The 16,455-nt window shown below is 59.3% G+C and carries 14 protein-coding genes; 6 read left to right on the forward strand and 8 right to left on the reverse strand.

The window, feature by feature from the left end:
• Window positions 1-324 precede the first annotated feature (324 nt).
• Together LAP85_14140 and LAP85_14145 are read left to right on the forward strand one after the other, a co-directional pair.
• A complete protein-coding gene (locus LAP85_14140; GenBank protein ID MBZ5497538.1) occupies window positions 325-897 on the forward strand; it encodes a glycerol-3-phosphate acyltransferase in 573 nt (190 codons plus the stop codon).
• Window positions 894-2,543 carry an aminotransferase class V-fold PLP-dependent enzyme gene (locus tag LAP85_14145; GenBank protein MBZ5497539.1) on the forward strand — a complete coding sequence of 550 codons (1,650 nt, stop codon included), beginning with the start codon at window positions 894-896 and terminating at the stop codon, window positions 2,541-2,543. The genes LAP85_14140 and LAP85_14145 overlap by 4 nt, the downstream gene beginning before the upstream one ends.
• On the opposite strand, the gene LAP85_14150 is transcribed toward LAP85_14145, so the two are convergent.
• Window positions 2,528-3,814: an alpha-amylase gene (locus LAP85_14150; protein ID MBZ5497540.1), complete on the reverse strand. Its 1,287-nt coding sequence runs from the start codon at window positions 3,812-3,814 to the stop codon at window positions 2,528-2,530. The two genes, LAP85_14145 and LAP85_14150, sit on opposite strands and share 16 nt — an antisense overlap.
• Before the next feature lie 205 nt (window positions 3,815-4,019).
• Between LAP85_14150 and LAP85_14155 the strand changes: the two genes are divergently transcribed.
• Both LAP85_14155 and LAP85_14160 read left to right on the forward strand, forming a co-directional pair.
• Window positions 4,020-4,304, forward strand: a complete 285-nt coding sequence (locus LAP85_14155; GenBank protein ID MBZ5497541.1) for a hypothetical protein — start codon at window positions 4,020-4,022, stop codon at window positions 4,302-4,304.
• A 184-nt stretch (window positions 4,305-4,488) separates the two neighbouring features.
• Window positions 4,489-5,148 carry an RNA polymerase sigma factor gene (locus tag LAP85_14160; protein ID MBZ5497542.1) on the forward strand — a complete coding sequence of 220 codons (660 nt, stop codon included), beginning with the start codon at window positions 4,489-4,491 and terminating at the stop codon, window positions 5,146-5,148.
• 68 nt (window positions 5,149-5,216) lie between these two features.
• Here the strand turns inward: LAP85_14160 and LAP85_14165 are convergent, their stop codons facing one another.
• Window positions 5,217-5,483: a DUF4342 domain-containing protein gene (locus LAP85_14165; protein MBZ5497543.1), complete on the reverse strand. Its 267-nt coding sequence runs from the start codon at window positions 5,481-5,483 to the stop codon at window positions 5,217-5,219.
• Window positions 5,484-6,057: 574 nt separating this feature from the next.
• Here LAP85_14165 and LAP85_14170 point away from each other — a divergent pair.
• The gene (locus LAP85_14170; GenBank protein MBZ5497544.1) at window positions 6,058-6,993 is read left to right on the forward strand and encodes a DUF72 domain-containing protein; all 936 of its coding nucleotides are present in this window, start codon (window positions 6,058-6,060) and stop codon (window positions 6,991-6,993) included.
• A gap of 31 nt (window positions 6,994-7,024) precedes the next feature.
• A complete protein-coding gene (gene mutY / locus LAP85_14175; GenBank protein MBZ5497545.1) occupies window positions 7,025-8,161 on the forward strand; it encodes an A/G-specific adenine glycosylase in 1,137 nt (378 codons plus the stop codon).
• On the opposite strand, the gene LAP85_14180 is transcribed toward mutY, so the two are convergent.
• The 6 genes from LAP85_14180 to LAP85_14205 form a co-directional block, all read right to left on the reverse strand.
• Entirely contained in the window at window positions 8,088-8,918 is an 831-nt protein-coding gene (locus tag LAP85_14180; GenBank protein MBZ5497546.1) for a hypothetical protein, read from the reverse strand. The genes mutY and LAP85_14180 overlap by 74 nt on opposite strands.
• 207 nt (window positions 8,919-9,125) lie before the next feature.
• The gene (locus LAP85_14185; GenBank protein ID MBZ5497547.1) at window positions 9,126-10,268 is read right to left on the reverse strand and encodes an FtsX-like permease family protein; all 1,143 of its coding nucleotides are present in this window, start codon (window positions 10,266-10,268) and stop codon (window positions 9,126-9,128) included.
• A gap of 90 nt (window positions 10,269-10,358) precedes the next feature.
• Entirely contained in the window at window positions 10,359-11,054 is a 696-nt protein-coding gene (locus LAP85_14190; protein ID MBZ5497548.1) for an ABC transporter ATP-binding protein, read from the reverse strand.
• An 11-nt stretch (window positions 11,055-11,065) separates the two neighbouring features.
• Window positions 11,066-12,223 carry an ABC transporter permease gene (locus LAP85_14195; protein MBZ5497549.1) on the reverse strand — a complete coding sequence of 386 codons (1,158 nt, stop codon included), beginning with the start codon at window positions 12,221-12,223 and terminating at the stop codon, window positions 11,066-11,068.
• A gap of 31 nt (window positions 12,224-12,254) precedes the next feature.
• Window positions 12,255-13,415 carry an FtsX-like permease family protein gene (locus tag LAP85_14200; GenBank protein MBZ5497550.1) on the reverse strand — a complete coding sequence of 387 codons (1,161 nt, stop codon included), beginning with the start codon at window positions 13,413-13,415 and terminating at the stop codon, window positions 12,255-12,257.
• A gap of 112 nt (window positions 13,416-13,527) precedes the next feature.
• Window positions 13,528-16,278 (reverse strand): vitamin B12-dependent ribonucleotide reductase, encoded by a 2,751-nt coding sequence (locus LAP85_14205; protein ID MBZ5497551.1) that lies wholly within the window; start codon window positions 16,276-16,278, stop codon window positions 13,528-13,530.
• Between the last annotated feature and the right edge of the window lie 177 nt (window positions 16,279-16,455).

Raw genomic sequence — 16,455 nt, forward strand, 5'->3', positions numbered from 1 at the left:
AGGAACAAATATTAGTCAACGCCGAGAAAGCAAAATTCTTATCCGAACGCGAGGCGTCAGATCTTGGGAGTTTCCTCTTTCGCACAGGACTGCTCTTTGCGGTTCTTCGATCGCGATAAGGAAGGTCCTCAGGACTTGACTCCTTCCAACTGATTAATGCTGTAAGGGGCGGTCCGGTGGTAAAATAGGCGGCCGAGCAACGACGCGCGAACCAATCGAAGGCCTTTCCCGGGCTCACAGCACGGGAGTTCGCCTGAGCGTGATCATTCTAGCGGTAGCCGGATCCTCATGGAGTCCTTTTCTGGGCCTGTCAGAGAACTGATATTGATATGCGCCGGATACACGCTCGGCTGCTTCTCAACCGGTTACTATCTGGTCCGACTTCGCACCGGCCAGGATATCCGCACGATCGACAGCAGGAGCACCGGCAGCACGAATGTCGCGAATGTTCTCGGTGCGGCGGGGTTCTGGGCCACCATGCTCGGCGATTTCGCCAAAGGCGGTCTCGCAGTCTGGGCCGCATTTCATTTCGGGCTCTCACCCTGGGGTATCGTGTTCGTCATGATCGCCGTGATGGCGGGACACATTTGGCCGGCACAGTTGGGATTCCACGGCGGGAAGGGGCTGGCTACAGGACTTGGAATTCTGGCGGCCTTCGATTACCGTCTCGCGTTGATCACCGGCGGCATCGCCCTGCTGGGGCCGTTGCTCGGCTTCGGAACTGTAAGTTTCATGGCTGCCGCGATCGTATCTCCCGTTGTTGCTCTCTTCCTGGATCACCAGGCGACTGAGGTGGCAGGGCTAGTGGTACTCGTATTGCTGGTTTTGATTGCTCACAGGGACAACATCCGCGCATTTTTCGACGGCTGGCGCGGCAGGAAAGGACTGCAGGCATGACGCAAACGAGAGCACTTTCATTCAAGATTGCCACTGACCAGTCAGAATTCGAACAGATCCATAAACTCAACTACCAGGCGTTCGTTGTGGAAATTCCGCAGCACCCACCCAATGCCGAACGTTTGCTGGTGGACAGGTTTCACGGCGAAAATACTTACGTGATCTGCAAGTGCGGCGATCGTGTGCTTGGCATGACAGCCATACGCGAGAAACGACCCTTCTCCCTGGACCAGAAGCTGGAAGGGCTCGAATCATTCCTTCCCGAACATCGTGCGGTCTGTGAGCTCCGGCTGCTTGCCGTCGACAGGGAACACCGGAATTCCCGGGTTTTCCAGGGGCTTTTGCTGAAGGTTTGCGATTACTGCGAGGGCCGCGGTTATGACCTCGCTGTCATGTCCGGAACCATCAGGCAACTGAAGCTGTACCATCAGCTGGGTTTCGTGCCTTTTGGGCCGCTGGTTGGCTCCGGGGAGGCACTCTTTCAGCCGATGTATCTCACCCTGAATGCCTATCAGGGATTAAAGGCGCGGTCCAGAACCTTCCTGCATTTGGCGCCGCCCCCTTCTCCCGGACGAGGCCACGTGGCTCTCTTGCCTGGGCCGGTGGCCATCAGCCAGCCGGTCAGGCAGTCCTTCGGCGAGGCACCCGTATCCCATCGATCCAAGGCCTTCATGGAGGAGTTTGCCCAGACTAAGCAGTTGCTGTGCCGGCTCGTAGGCGCACGGCACGCCGAGATTCTTTTAGGCTCAGGCACCTTGGCCAACGATGTGATCGCCGGCCAGCTCTCGTTGATTGCCGGATCAGGCCTCGTGCTCAGCAACGGCGAGTTTGGCAACAGGCTCATCGACCACGCCACCCGCTTCCGTCTCCGCTTCAAAGCCCTGCGAACCGAGTGGGGGGAGGCTTTTAATCCCGACGATATACGGAAGGCGTTGAAGGAAAAACGCGCGATCGATTGGCTTTGGGCCGTCCATTGTGAGACATCGAGCGGCATCCTCAACGACATCGAGCTGCTCAACGAGCTGTGCGCGCCCCGCGGCATCCGCCTCTGCCTGGACTGCATCAGTTCGGTCGGCACCGTCCCGGTCGATCTGAGCGAGGCCTTTCTCGCATCCTGTGTGAGCGGCAAGGGGCTTGCCGCATACCCCGGTTTGGCCATCGTGTTTTACAACCACGAAGTCGTGCCGGCGCAGCACGCACTGCCGCGCTACCTGGACCTGGCGATGTACGCCGCCTGTGAAGGCGTGCCGTTTACGACCTCCTCCAACCTTGTCTATGCCCTCCTGACCGCCTTGCAGCGGTTCGAGCCGGGACGCTTCGAAGCGATTGGCGCGCTGTCCTCCTGGTTGCGATCCGAGTTGCGCAAGTCCGGATTTCAGATCATAGGCGCCTCCTCCCCGACTTCGCCGGCCGTGACCACAATTGTTCTTCCCGAGACGATCAGCTCGGAATGGGCGGGGAGGAAGCTGAATGAAGCCGGTTACCAGCTGAGCTACCGGAGCCGGTACCTGCGCGCGCGCAATTGGATCCAAATCTGCTTGATGGGTGAGGTGGACCAGGAGAGCCTTATCCAGCTGGTAGCCCTGCTGACCCGGCTGTGCGCTGCCGCCGGCCCCCAGGAAAGGGCGGCTCACCTCTCACCGTAGAGAATGACCGCTTGCCCGGGCTGCAACGTCGCCTCGTAGACCTCGGGAACCCTGCACTGCGCATGCTCCACGGAGATGTCTCTCATTTCACGCGGCTGCCCGAGCAACTCCCGGGTGTTGTCGATCCTGACATGCTGCAAACCGCCCAGGTCCGTATTGAGAAAAACCAGCGCCCGCCGGCGTTCGTCCGCGGCGGTTTTTCTCATCGCAAACACCCAAGGATTGGATGATGACACGGCGTCAATCCGGCTTTCCTCACCAAACACCTGGAAGCCTGCCTTGAGCGCGTTTGTGTTCCGAATGAACTCGATGAGGTCGCAGCGGGCCGGCTCCCAATCCTCCGGGCGCGTCTGTACGACATCCAGCCGGTTCCGGAAGCAGAATTCGTACCCTATGACCATCATGACGCCGCTGGAAAAGACGGCGGCAAAGAGGTAACGCATCTTTATCCCCGGCAGACTCCCGTTCAGATCGGCGGCGAGGCGCATCGTATCATGGGAATCGGGGAAGCTGATGGAAGGCGATCCCTGGCACCTGTTTTGTTCATACTGCTGCAACGCCCAGGAGTCCCTGAAATTCCACCACTTGGAACTATTGAAGTTGTATTCGAAGCCGGCTTTGCCCAGTTCGATACATAGCCGGAAATCGCAACCAAGCGTCTCGGCGTAAAACTTCGCCGCCGGATTTACCTGATGTGCCCTTTGGATCATGCGCTGCCAGAGGGGAATGGGGACTTGATATGCGGCATCGCAGCGAAAGCCATCCAGTCCCAGCGAAAGATAGTATGTGACGAGATCTTCCCAGTAGCGCCACAGGTTGTCCCGATCCCGGGCATTCCTGTTGTCAAGCGACGCCAGATCGCCCCACACGACGCCGCTGTCCGGAGCGCCGGGATGCACGAGCCGGCCGCCATCGTCGTGCTTGTACCAGTCGGGGTGTTGGGAGACAAGAACAGAATCGAAGGCGGTGTGGTTGACCACCAGGTCCAGCATAACCTTCAGTCCCAAGCTATGCGCCCGGGCTAAAATCCCTTTGAACTGCTCTTCGGCGGAGAGGCTGCTGCCGGGATCAAGGTAGCGGGCGTCAATGCGATAGTGGTCCTTGATCGCATACATGCTCCCCGAATAGCCGCAGTCCTGAATAGGATTGATGAAAATCCAGTTGAATCCCATGGACGCGGCGCGTTCGAGGTGCCCGCCCCAGCTCGCGAAAGGGCCGGCCAGACGCGGAAACAGGTTGTAGATGATCGGTGGCGCCTGAGTAGAATTCATCGTTCCCACTCCTTCGTTGCAGCTGACACATTATACCGGCACAGAGATCGCAGTATAGGCCGGCGGACACAATCAAATCGGCCATGCAGTCGGGCTGTGACTGAAATCCCCGATTTCGGGTATATTGTAGGCAGTGGAAGTCGACATAAACGCGTCGCAGGCGCCTCCTGGAGAGAGCTTCTACGAAGGAGGGGAAGGGCTACATATGTCCAACAATGAAGAAATAATGGCAGAACTCAACAGGCTCCGCGCCGAAAACGAGGCGCTCAAAGGAATTGTGCAGCTCCGGTCTGAAAACGAGGAGCTTCGGAAAACCGTAACGCAAGGCACCAGCTTGAGAGTAAGCGAGAAGGGCGGTGTTTCAGTGTACGGCCTCGGCCGGTTTCCGGTGACGCTCTATAAGGAGCAGTGGCAGAGACTCCTAGCCATGGCGGATGAGGTCCGGGAATTTATCAGGGTCAACGACGATAAACTGAAATCCCGGGGCTAAGGGTTTCGGCGAAAACCCGGGCGACAGGTACTCACGGCCGAAATTCCCGCCCGGCGTGCTGAATCCATACAGCCTTTGTGTGGAATCCGAACAAAACCCGGAATGTTGATACCTGCAAGTCATTGATTCGTATAGTCTTGCTAGTGGCACGGCAATTGCAGCTATCTTTCTCGTGTGGCACGAAATGAACTGCGAGGAAGATCGGGAACTTATCCGCCGCTGCCAGCAGGGCGACGAATCAGCCTTTGAGAGCCTGGTGCTCAAGTATCAGCGCGAGCTGTTCCACATGGTCTCATGGCATGTCGGCAGCGCGATCGAAGCCGAGGATATCGTTCAGGAGATTCTCTGCAAGGTTTATTTTTCCCTGCGCAAATTCGACAATGATCGCCCCTTTTACCCCTGGCTCCGGCGCGTGGCGATCAATCAATGTTATGACGAGCTCAGGCGTGTGCGCCGGCGCAAGATCCTGAAATTCACGGAGCTCAACGATCAGGACGCACGCCTCATCGAACGGCTCATGGCCAGCCCGCAGGCGGAGCAGGCTGCGCCCTCACCCGCAGACGGCGAGGAGGTGCGCTCCCTGATGCAAAAGGTTCTGGACCGGCTGCCGGAGAGGCAGAGACTGGCGATCGTACTGCGCGATTTCAAGCAAGTCCCCTATGAAGAGATGGCAGACATCATGAAGTGTTCAAAGCAGGCCGTGCGGTTGAAGGTCTTCCGTGCGCGGGCCCGGCTGCGCACACTGCTCACAAAGGCCATGCGCCGGCAGGAGAAGCTCGGCCATGGATCGGAGAGCGTGGCCTACAGGGGCGCCAGGCTGGCTCCGGCCGAGGCTGAATCCTGACCAGGTTGACATGCGCTGTTCCCCGGAGCTCATGCGGGCGATGGCCGCGGCGCCCCTGGAAATGAGCCTCACTGTTTCTGCTCGCCGCTGGTTTCGACGCGCTCCACCTCAATGGAGCAATCGGTCAGCAGGGCGGCGATGGCACCAATGGCAGCAAGCACGGGTGCGGCCAGGGTGCCTACAACGCCGACCGTCAGGGGGAACTCGGCTACCGACCGGGACCCCTGTTTTATGATGATGCGGCGTACGTTTCCCTCATGCACGATCTTCTTGACGCGGTCAAGGAGTTCCCCGCCCTCGACTTTAACCGACTCCCACCAGGTACGCTCTGGCATACTCCTTCCTCCTTGCAACCTGGCTCCCGTGCCGCAGGCAGCTCGGGAGCAGGGATTATGTTAGGATGCGCGGCGGCTAGTGCAATCTCTTTCCGAGGCGCTTGCGTGCCGGCCGCAGGCCTTCGCGCCTGTGCCAACGCTTGTTTATGTTTTCACGCCCCATCTCCTTTAGACGCCTGGCCCCCTTTGACAAGCCTAGGCGATAACCCTTGAAGACAATCGAGGACACCGTTCGGCCGAGCACTCGAGCAATATCCGCGTTGCTGCGAGTGCGATACAGGCGCTTTAGGGTCGAGACCTCCTCAGTGGTCCATCGTGGGCGCTTCCGGGAGGGCCGGTGAGGCCGCCGCATCCTTCCTGGGCTGGCGGTTGCGGATTTTGGCATATTTACTTCTCCAAGTAGGAACTTGCTTCCAGTAGCGTAGCCCCTCGACAGAGCTAATGCAATCCCTGATGACATTAAAAAACAGCAACGTTTTCCACGGACCGCCTGATATGTCGGCCCTATTTCTTCCGCCTGCGGGTGTCCGGTTTCCCGGAAGCGCCGTGCTACAATTTGCCGCGGATGCGTTCTATGCAGGCAACATTTCCGTCCAACCTTCGCGTGGGGACTTCGAGCTGGAGCTCCCCGGACTGGTGCGGCACCTTCTACCCGGAGTCGATCGATCCTGGCGACATGATCTCTGCGTATGCGCGGCAACTCTCCACCGTGGAGATAGACTCGACCTGGTACCACCTGCCGAGCCAGACCATGGTCGATGGCTGGGGCGCCCGCACGCCCGCGGGATTTGTTTTTTCGGCCAAAGTCCCCCGTGTGATCAGTCACGAGAAATACCTGGAAGGTTGCGAAGCGGAGCTGCACCAGTTTCTCGCAGCCATGGCGCGGCTGGGGGAAAAACTTGGTCCCCTCGTCCTGCAGTTCCCGTACGTGGCCAAAGGGAAGGATCCCGAAGAGTATGCGACGGGGGCGCAGTTTCTCGCCCGCCTGAAGAAATTCCTCAGGGTGCTTCCCGGCGGCTTCCAATGGGCGGTCGAGATTCGCAACTCGCGCTGGGTGCAGCCGGAGCTTCTCGACGTCCTCCAGAGCCGCGAGATCTCACTGGTCTTCATCGATTATTACACGATGGACCCGCTTCCCAAGCTTGCGACGCGCAGGGGGATCTTTACCGCCCCCTTTGTCTACATCCGTTTTTTAGGGAATCGCAAACAGATGGATGCAGCCGTCCAGAGTGCGCGGGCGGAAGGAAAGCGGGATTCAGATTGGGGGAGTTTGCTCGTGGACCGGACCCAACAGTTGAAGTCCTGGATGCCTGCGATACGGGAGATCGTGGCCGGGCACGTCCCCACTTATGTGTATTTCAACAACCACTACGCCGGTTACGCTCCCGGATCGGTAGAACTCTTCTCCAGGTTGTGGAATGAAGCGGACGGACAGGATCCCCCGCCGGGACGCCAGAACCGCGGGGCGCCAGAGAATGAACGGTTGCGGCCTCCTGGCGGTTCATGTTAGTGAACCTTGCCTTTTTACCGGATATGACAGTGTGAACAGCCCAGTGGATCGGAGTTGGAAAAGGGAGAAAATACGGAAACTCCAGGAGCGGCTTCTAGCCTGGTACAGGCACCACAAGCGCGTGCTCCCCTGGCGTAGCAATCCTACGCCCTACCGTGTCTGGATTGCAGAAATCATGCTCCAGCAAACCCGGGTTCAGACCGTTCTCCCGTACTATGACCGCTTCCTCGCGCGGTTTCCCGATGTCGGTGCTCTGGCTGCGGCCTCGGAAAGCGAGATCATGGAGCTGTGGGCAGGCCTGGGGTATTACCGGCGTGCGGGGCAGCTTCGGAACGCCGCACGGAAGATCATCACCGAATCGGGGGGCAGGTTTCCTCAGACTCTCGAGGGGATCAGGAAACTCCCGGGCGTGGGCCGCTATACGGCAGGTGCAATTCACTCCATAGCCTTCAGCCGGCCCGAACCGGTGGTGGACGGCAACGTGCGCCGAGTCATCAGCCGCCTGCAGGGCATCGCCGGCGCGCCGGACAGTTACTTCTGGCATCAGGCAGAGTCGTGGCTCGCAAGAGACGAACCCGCCGATTTTAACCAGGCAGTCATGGAACTCGGCGCCCTGGTATGCGTGCCGTCCCGCCCGCTTTGTGGCGGGTGCCCGCTCAGGTCTCTGTGCAGATCGTGCCGGCTGAACCGGGTGCCCCCCTCAAGCAGGCGTCCGGTGCGCGCAAAGGAATCTGTCCAACTCGTTATGCTCGTGGTGGAATGCGACGGGAGGGTGCTGCTCGCACGGCAGGCGGAGACCGGATACATACCAGGCGAATGGGGACTGCCGGTGCGCATCCTGCGAAAGGGGGCCCGACCTCTTTCCTGCGCCAGGAGCCTGGCGCGCCGGGTCCTTGGCACCGTTCCCCCCCTCCATGCAGGTCCCAGTGTGCGTCACGGCATTACCCACCGGCGCATTCTAGCGCATGTCTGCCGGGCGGCACTCAAGCCCCCGCTGCTCCGGCTCGCCGATGGCGGACGATTCGCATGGTTCCAGAAATCCGAGCTCGGCCGGCTTCTGACCTCATCGCTATATCGCAAGGGCATGGCCGCTGCTAAAACTGGCTGTTGCCGTTGCTGTCCAGAGGTGCAAGAACCAGCACCCCGCCTGCACGAACCCGGAGGTTGAAGAAGGAGCTGCGCGATATCCCGTTTAGTTTTGCCATCAGTGGGTCACCGCGCAACGTAAACAGATCGAGCCGTGCCGTCAGATCGGATGATCCGGTATTCTTCAGAATGATCTCGGTGGCCCAGCCGCCTCCTTGAACGAAATTGGGCAGCAGGAATGCGCCACTGCCCCCGATGCCGGGAAATATCTCCGGCAAAGCGGATGCCGCTGACAACTGATCCGGCGTTTCCATGCTGAAGCCCACCCCGCGGAATCGCATGCCTATGATCGCCACGGGACTCGTCGTTGAGATGCTGAGCGTGCCGGTGAGTTCCTTGGGCAAGACGGACAGCGCGGAAAAAAGTTGCGTCAGCAGTTGGGAGATCTGCCAATGGGGCGGAATGAAAATCGTCTGTGATCCGACAGTAATCCCGTCATTACGGCGCAGGGTCATGATTACACGGACCTCGGTGTCGCCGGGATTTGTGATCGCCAGACCCAGGTTCCGGGCGAAGCGGTCGGAGATGCTCACGAAAAAGAGCGCGCTGGTAGTCATCTGGGGAGCAGCGGCGCCGGACTGCAGGAGGGCGGATCCATCCATAAAGCCGAAAGTCTGGGACACCTGCAAATCGGTTGCGGATCCAAAAGTAGGGGTGACGACCGCGTAACCAACTTGAATTGAACCCAAATCGTCCGAAACATCCCTGGGCAGCCCGCCGGCAATTGGGCCTGCGTGCAACACTGCGGCAAGCAATAAGATAACGCCCATTTTCTTCATAAAGACTCACCTCCTGGAGCCGGAGCGTGCGACTCCCGTGGACTATTTGGTAGGATTGACGAGACCGCCGCCTCGCCAACTATTCTCTCTATAGTCTAAGAGATGATCGCCGTTAAGGAAAGGGTCATACGTTCTCTTAGATTTGTGCGATAGGTCCCATAGCTGGCGTGGCCATCAGCCCGGCCAGGAATCAAACCGGACGGGCTCCTAGATCTCGCGCAGCGCATCCACTGCCCGCTTGCGCGCGGCGTGCCAGGCGGGAATTCCCGCGGCCGCGACCCCGACGAAAATCCCGATCGCGGCGCAAAGCAGGACAGTCCCGTTTGTTACGTAGAAGCGTTGCACGAACCCTGCAGTGATCGACGATATCTTTACCCGGAGAAAGGCCACACGTGCGGCATAAGCGCCGATGAGCGCGCCGCCCAAAGCGAGGAGAGTCGACTCGCCGACGAGCAGCCACAGGATGTGGAGCTTTCTGAACCCCAGCGCCTTCAGGATGGCAATCTCGCGCACGCGCTCGCGGATTGACATCGCCATGGTGTTCGCGGCCACAAGCACGATCGTGAAGATCACCACCGTCGCAATCGTGGTGATCAGAAGCCGGACATTGCCCACCTGGGAGAGAAAGGCAAGTACAAAGGCCTTTTCGGTCTCTGTCTTGGTCGGCGCGCTCGTGTTGCGGAACAGGCTGTCCACCCCGTCCGCCACTGCCGGCACATCCGCTGCCGAGCGCGCGAGGATCGAATACATGACGGTGAACCCTCTGTCGTTCACCCCCTCATTAAAGTAGTCCCAGTGAAAGTACAGCGAACTGCCGCCGTCGTAGCCTCCGCCATAAATTCCACGGAGCGTCAACTCCGGGTCGAACTCAAAAAACGTGCCGAGCAAATGGATCCTGTCGCCGATCTTCCAGCCGAACCGCTCGGCCAGGTTCTCACCGGCGATCGCCCCGGTCCGGTCCTCGAGGAAGGCCTGTTTCTGGCTCTCCGGCATGCGCATGTCAGCGTTGACGATAAAAAACTGATCGGCGCTGACGGCGAATTGGGGGAAGAAGTTTTTGGGATCTTTATAGACGCCGCCGAACCAGAGCGAGGCAATCACTGCCTTCACCCCGTCGACCTGGGCGATTTGGGCGCGATAGGCAATGGGCAGGATGTTGACGATGGAGACCCTGTGCCGGGTCACCAGGCGCAACGCAGACTCCGGGGTGTCGGCTGAGCTCTGCAACTCTGTGAGTACCGTCCGCAGCGTTGCCACAAGAAACAGCGATGCCGCGATGCTGGTAATGGTGAGTATCGTTCGCCGCCGGTTGCGAGCCAGATTTCTCAGAAGCAATTCGAGGAACTTCATCTGATTTCGCTCTGCGGAGGAAGCCGCAAATGGACGGTGAAACGGGGTGGTATCTGCAAAAGTCGAAATCTCACGGCGAGTTTTGACGTTTTATTCCTGCTTTTCCTCCAGGACGCCTTTGTCGAGATAGTGCCTGACCTTGGCGTAGGCAGCCGCGCGGGGGTCATGGGTCACCAACAGGATGGTCTTGTGGAACTGCTGGTTGAGACCATGCAGCACCTCCATCACCTCCACGGCCGACTCGGCGTCCAGGTCGCCCGTGGGCTCGTCGGCCAGGATGAACGTAGGATCCGTCACAATGGCGCGCGCCATGGCGACGCGCTGTTCCTGTCCCCCGGAGAGCTGGCGCGGAAAGTGGTCGGCACGGTCTGTCAGGCCGACCAGCTTGAGCGCAGTCGTGACATGCTCGCGCCGTTCCCGGCGGTTCAGCGAGGTGAGCAGCAAGGGCAGTTCCACGTTGCCGAAGGCCGTCAGGACGGGGATCAGGTTGAAATGCTGGAAGACGAATCCGACATGATGGTTGCGCCAGGTGGCAAGCTGGTCCTCGGTCATGGAGAGCAGGTCGGCATCGAGCACATGCAGTTCTCCGCCTGTCGGCCGGTCGATCCCGGCAACGATGTTGAGAAGTGTGCTTTTCCCCGATCCCGATGGCCCCATGAGGCTGATGAAATCGCCTTCATACACTTCGAGATTGATGTTGCGCAACACCGGGATTTCCACGCTGTCCCGCCTGAATGTCTTGCTCAGACCCGTCATCTCGATCAGCGGTTCGGCCATGATCGTCATCCTCTCGACAGTTAATCCCTCAATAATTCAATGAGCCTGACACGGGCCGCGCGGCGCGCCGGAAGGTAGCCGCCCGTGATTCCGACTACGAGCGAGAACACCAGTCCGCGCAGGAGAATCTCCGGCGTGAGCTTGAAGTGAAAAAGCACCTCGCTGAAGGTTTCGAAATTCGCGGTCGCCGCAGAAATGCCATGCATCGGCAGAGCGAGCAGACAACCGAGGAGGCCCCCCAACAATCCGAGCAGCATCGATTCGAGCAGGAAAGATGCCAGGATGTTTCTTCTCCGGAAGCCGATCGCTCGCAGGGTGGCAATCTCGCGCGAGCGCGACATAACCGAGCCGTACATCATGTTCATGGCGGCGAAGCATGCGCCGACGCCCATGATGACGGCGATGAAGTTGCCGAGCATTTTGATCCCGACGGCAGTCGACGCCTGATCTGCGAAGTACTGCTTCTGCGGGATCGCCTGCAGATTGATTCTCTGGTCGTCGGCAATGCGCTTGCGAATCAGCTCCGCCGCAGATTGGCTTTCCACGCGCAAGAGTATGGAGGAATAGATCGGGCGGTCCCAATCCTGGGCCACGGCACCGTAATCCGCCCACACCTCGGAGTCATAAGCGGTTCCACCGGTATCGAACAGGCCCACGACCGCCCAGTCGCTGCGCCCGAAGCGAACCGTCGCGCCCGGCGTCAGGTTCTGGAAGCGCCGCGACAGTGAACGGCTCGCAACCACCTCGCGCAGTCCGCTCCGGAACATCCGTCCCTCCACGATCTTCGCCTCAGGCCGCAGCGTCAACACCTGTTCGGAAGTGCCCCGCAGGATGATGTTCGAGCTTTCGCCTCCCATGCGCGTATGGTTGACGTTGACGACGATCTCCCCGATGGCGAGGGGTCCCTGGCCCGTCCCCTGTGCGATTCCCGGGAGGAAACGGACAACCTGGAACAGGTCGCGGCCGAAGTAGCTGTTGGTTTCGTTGAGCGATCCCTGGCGGATCACGATCAACTGATCGTCATGACCGGTCTCGACAAACGTTGATTCCAGGCCGGCGACGAGTGCCGTCATGGTAATAAATATCGATACCGTGAGACCAATGCCGAAAACAGTCATGACGGTGCCCGTACGCCGGGCCCAGAGACTGCCTATGTTGTATCGAAGCGGAATTTTCAATTCATCTGCTCCAGTCCGGCGCCGGGAGCCGTCAATCGACTCTGCGCAGCGCATCCACGACCTGCCTGCGCGCGGCCTGCCACGCGGGGACGCCCGCAGCCACCACTCCCACAAACAGCCCGATGGCAGCGCATAACGCCACGGTGCCCATGGTCACGTTGAATCGCTGCACGAAGCCGGCCGTAAAGGACGAAATCTTGAACCGCGAAAAGAGCGCTTTTGCACCCAGAGAGCCGATCAGCGCTCCCATCATCGCGAGCAATGTGGACTCGCCGATCAGAAGAGAAAGGACATGAGCTTTCTTGAAACCAAGCGCTTTCAAAATGCCGATCTCCCGGATCCGTTCACGGATCGACATCGCCATCGTGTTGGATGCGACCAGTACAATCGTGAAGATCACCACCGATGAGATCGCAGTGATCAAGAACCGGACATTCCCCATCATCGTCAGGAAGCCGAGCACGAATGCCTTCTCACTCTCGGTCTTTGTGGGGGCAGTGCTGTTGTGAAAGAGTTCGTCCACCCGGCCGGCGACCGCAGCCACCTCGTCGGCCGAACGGACACGGATCGAAAACGTGCCGGTGAAGTCGGACCCTGCGAAGCCGCTTGCTTTCAGCCCTTCGTTGAAATATTCCCAGTGGAAAAACAGGCTGCTGCCGTCATCGGAGCCCGCCCTATAAATGGCGCGCACCGTCAATTCCGGATCAAACTCGAACAAAGCCCCGGTCAGATGGATCCTATCGCCTGCTTTCCACCCGAAACGCTCCGCGAGATTGTCCCCCACCAAAGCGCCGGTTCGGTCAGCGAGAAAGGCTTCCTTCTCGCTTTCCGGCAGGACCATGTCTGCGTTGACGGCAAAGAACTGGTCGGTGTCGACAGAAAACTGCGGAAAGAAATTCTTGGGATCCTTGTAGACGCCGCCAAACCACATCTCCCCGACGACCGCTTCCACCCCCTCCACCTGCGCGATCTTGGCCCGATACGCGATAGGCAACATATTGGCCAGAGAAACCCGATGCCTCGTGATCAGACGAAGAGCCGACTCGGGAGTCGACGGCGGGCTCTCCAGTTCCGTCAGCACCGTCCGCAGAGTTGTGACCAGGAACAGGGATACGGCGATACTTGTCACGGTGAGAATGGTGCGCCGCCGGTTGCGCAGCAAATTCCTGAGGAGAAACTGCAAATATTTCATCCGCATCCGCTTCGAAAGAGCAATAGTGTAACAGGGATGCAGCACAGAAGAAACACCGACGCAGGCCTCCGACATCCGGCCAGCTGCTGAAGGATCCGGTCGGAGGTCGGATCTAGGAGCAGCCGCTGGTCTCGCCGCAGTTCATGCACTTGTAACAGGATCCGTTGCGCACCATGATGCTTCCGCATCCGGCGCAGGTCGGCGCGTCATCGAGGGCATACATGGATTTGAAGCCCTGCAGCGGATCGACGCTGTCGCCTGTCGGCGTGAGCGCGGGGACGGTCGCGGAAGCAACGTCGCGGACATGAACTCCCGTCTGAAGCTGCTCATCGCGGGGCAGGAACTTGGAAGCCAGCCACCGGAAGATGTAGTCCACGATCGATTTGGCGTAGGGGACTTCCGGATTGCCTGTGTGCCCCGACGGCTCGAAGCGCACATGGGCGAACTTGTCGATGAGCACCCTGAGCGGGACTCCGTACTGGAGCGCAAGGGAGATTGCCGTTGCAAAGGAATCCATCAGTCCGGAGATGGTGCTTCCCTCCTTGGCCATCACCAGAAAGATCTCGCCCGGCTGCCCTTCGTCGTACATTCCCACCGTGATGTAGCCTTCGTGCCCCCCGATCGTGAACTTATGGGTTATGGCACGCCGTTCAGAGGGGAGCTTGCGGCGCACGGGCCGGAATGCCGGGGCCTCCGCGGGCTGGGTGGCGGTCTTGCCTTTGCCCGCAGTCAGAGGCTGAGTGTGCTTGGAGTTATCCCGGTAGATGGCGATTGCTTTCACCCCCATCTTCCACGCCTGCATGTAAGTTTCCATGATTTCCTCGACCGTGACGTGCTCGGGCACATTCACGGTCTTGGAGATGGCGCCGGAGATGAAGGGCTGCACCGCGCTCATCATCTTGAGGTGACCCAGGTAGTGGATCGAGCGCGTGCCCCGCTGAGCCTTGAAGGCGCAGTCGAACACAGTGAGGTGCTCCGGCCGCACGAACGGTGCACCCTCGATCGTGCCGTTCTCGTCGATGAACCTGGTGATCGCTTCGACCTGATCTTTCGGATAGCCAAGCTTGGCCAGCGCCGTCGGCACCGTGTTGTTCACGATCTTCATGACCCCGCCGCCAACCAGTTTCTTGAATTTCACCAGGGCGAGATCCGGCTCAACGCCGGTCGTGTCGCAGTCCATCATGAAGCCGATCGTGCCGGTGGGCGCGAGGACGGTGGCCTGGGCATTGCGATATCCATGAACCGTCCCCTCGAGAACCGCCAGATCCCAGGCCTCCTGCGCCGCCTGCATCAGATCCTTGGGCACGTGCTTGGGATTGACTTTTTGCAGAGCATTGCGATGCATACGCATGACCTCGAGGAAGGGATCCCGGTTGCCGGCATAACCCGGACAGGGGCCAAGCTTCGAGGCGATGCGCGCCGACTGAAGGTAAGCCTCTCCCGTCATTACGGCAGTAATCGCCGCCGCATAATCCCGCCCCTCCTCGCTGTCATAGGCCAGGCCGTTGTACATCAAAAGTGCGCCCAGATTTGCATAACCCATGCCCAGCGGCCGATATTCGTGACTGTTGACGGCGATTTTGTCAGTCGGATAACTGGCATTGTCGATAATGAACTCCTGGGCCGAGATCACGATGTCGACGGCCCGGCGAAAGCTCGCAGCATCGAAGTCCCCATTGCTGTCGACGAACTTCATGAGGTTGAAGGAAGCCAGATTGCAGGCAGAGTCATCCAGAAACATGTATTCGGAGCATGGATTGGAGGCGTTGATGCGCCCCGAGTTCTTACAAGTGTGCCATTTGTTGATGGTAGTGTCGAACTGCATCCCCGGGTCGCCGCAGATGTGTGTCGACGCCGCGATCCTCTTCATCAGGTCACGAGCCTTGTATGTGTGAATGACATCCCCCGTGCGCCGCTCTTTGGTCTCCCACACGCCATCCCGCTCCACCTCCTCCATGAACTCGTCCGTGACCCGCACACTGTTGTTGGCATTCTGGAAAAATATGCTGGAGTATGCTGCTCCGTCGACAGCTGCGTCATAACCCGCCTCGATCAGAACCCAGGCTTTTTTCTCCTCCTTGGCCTTGCATTCGATGAATTCCTCGATGTCGGGGTGATCGATGTTGAGAATCACCATCTTGGCCGCCCGGCGCGTCTTGCCGCCGCTCTTGATCACGCCGGCGAAGGCGTCGAAACCCTTCATGAAGCTGACCGGACCGGAGGCAATCCCCCCGCTCGAAAGCCGTGCCCGCGAAGAGCGCAATGGAGACAGGTTGGTTCCCGTGCCTGATCCCCACTTGAAGAGACGCCCCTCGGTGCGCGCCAGTTCCAGGATGGAGTCCATGGTATCTTCGACGGAATTGATGAAGCAGGCCGAGCACTGCGGCCTAGGCTCGACACCGCAGTTGAACCAGACCGGAGAATTGAATGAGACATACTGGTTCAACAGGAGAAACGCAAGCTCGTCGCCGAATACGCCGGCCGCCGCTTCGGAAGCAAAATAGCCGCCTTTGACACCCCACTCGGTCATGGTACGGACGACCCGGCTCACCAGCTGGCGCACGCTGTTCTCGCGCTGCGGCGTGCCTACCTGCCCATGGAAATACTTCGAGACCACAATGTTCGTGGCCGTCTGAGACCACGCTTTGGGGATCTCCACGTTTTCTTGCTGGAAAAGCACCTCGCCTTTTTCGTTCGAAATGGTAGCAGTCCTGCTCTCCCACTCGATTTCATCATAAGGAGACACACCCTTGCGCGTGAAATGACGAGGAAATTCGACACCGGTCGGGGCTTCCTTCCGCTCCTCTGCCGCATATCTCGCTGCGACACCTTGTTCCGAAGGCACTGCCCTGTTGCTTTCCATACCTGCCTCCCAAATCGTATGAATCCGATTGCGCGTGTTCGAATGAAGGTGACAAGGATCACTGAAGCTCACTCCAGCAGCCCGCAACCCGCCGGATTGCCTGGAGGATTTCCCTCTTGTACACAATAGTCACGGCAGCGTCAATCAAAAACTCTCTATATATTGTACCTCAGCATG

It is taken from the genome of Terriglobia bacterium (genome assembly GCA_020072565.1).
In the GTDB taxonomy this organism is placed as follows: Bacteria; Acidobacteriota; UBA6911; order UBA6911; family UBA6911; genus JAFNAG01.

Bases quoted from the DNA above. Each gene is read 5' to 3' on its own strand.
- LAP85_14165 (MBZ5497543.1), bottom strand. From the start codon at position 5,483: ATGCCAGAGCGTACCTGGTGGGAGTCGGTTAAAGTCGAGGGCGGGGAA.
- LAP85_14200 (MBZ5497550.1), bottom strand. From the start codon at position 13,415: ATGAAATATTTGCAGTTTCTCCTCAGGAATTTGCTGCGCAACCGGCGG.
- LAP85_14190 (MBZ5497548.1), bottom strand. From the start codon at position 11,054: ATGACGATCATGGCCGAACCGCTGATCGAGATGACGGGTCTGAGCAAG.
- LAP85_14170 (MBZ5497544.1), top strand. From the start codon at position 6,058: ATGCAGGCAACATTTCCGTCCAACCTTCGCGTGGGGACTTCGAGCTGG.
- LAP85_14155 (MBZ5497541.1), top strand. From the start codon at position 4,020: ATGTCCAACAATGAAGAAATAATGGCAGAACTCAACAGGCTCCGCGCC.
- LAP85_14180 (MBZ5497546.1), bottom strand. From the start codon at position 8,918: ATGAAGAAAATGGGCGTTATCTTATTGCTTGCCGCAGTGTTGCACGCA.
- LAP85_14145 (MBZ5497539.1), top strand. From the start codon at position 894: ATGACGCAAACGAGAGCACTTTCATTCAAGATTGCCACTGACCAGTCA.
- LAP85_14150 (MBZ5497540.1), bottom strand. From the start codon at position 3,814: ATGAATTCTACTCAGGCGCCACCGATCATCTACAACCTGTTTCCGCGT.
- LAP85_14185 (MBZ5497547.1), bottom strand. From the start codon at position 10,268: ATGAAGTTCCTCGAATTGCTTCTGAGAAATCTGGCTCGCAACCGGCGG.
- LAP85_14160 (MBZ5497542.1), top strand. From the start codon at position 4,489: ATGAACTGCGAGGAAGATCGGGAACTTATCCGCCGCTGCCAGCAGGGC.
- LAP85_14205 (MBZ5497551.1), bottom strand. From the start codon at position 16,278: ATGGAAAGCAACAGGGCAGTGCCTTCGGAACAAGGTGTCGCAGCGAGA.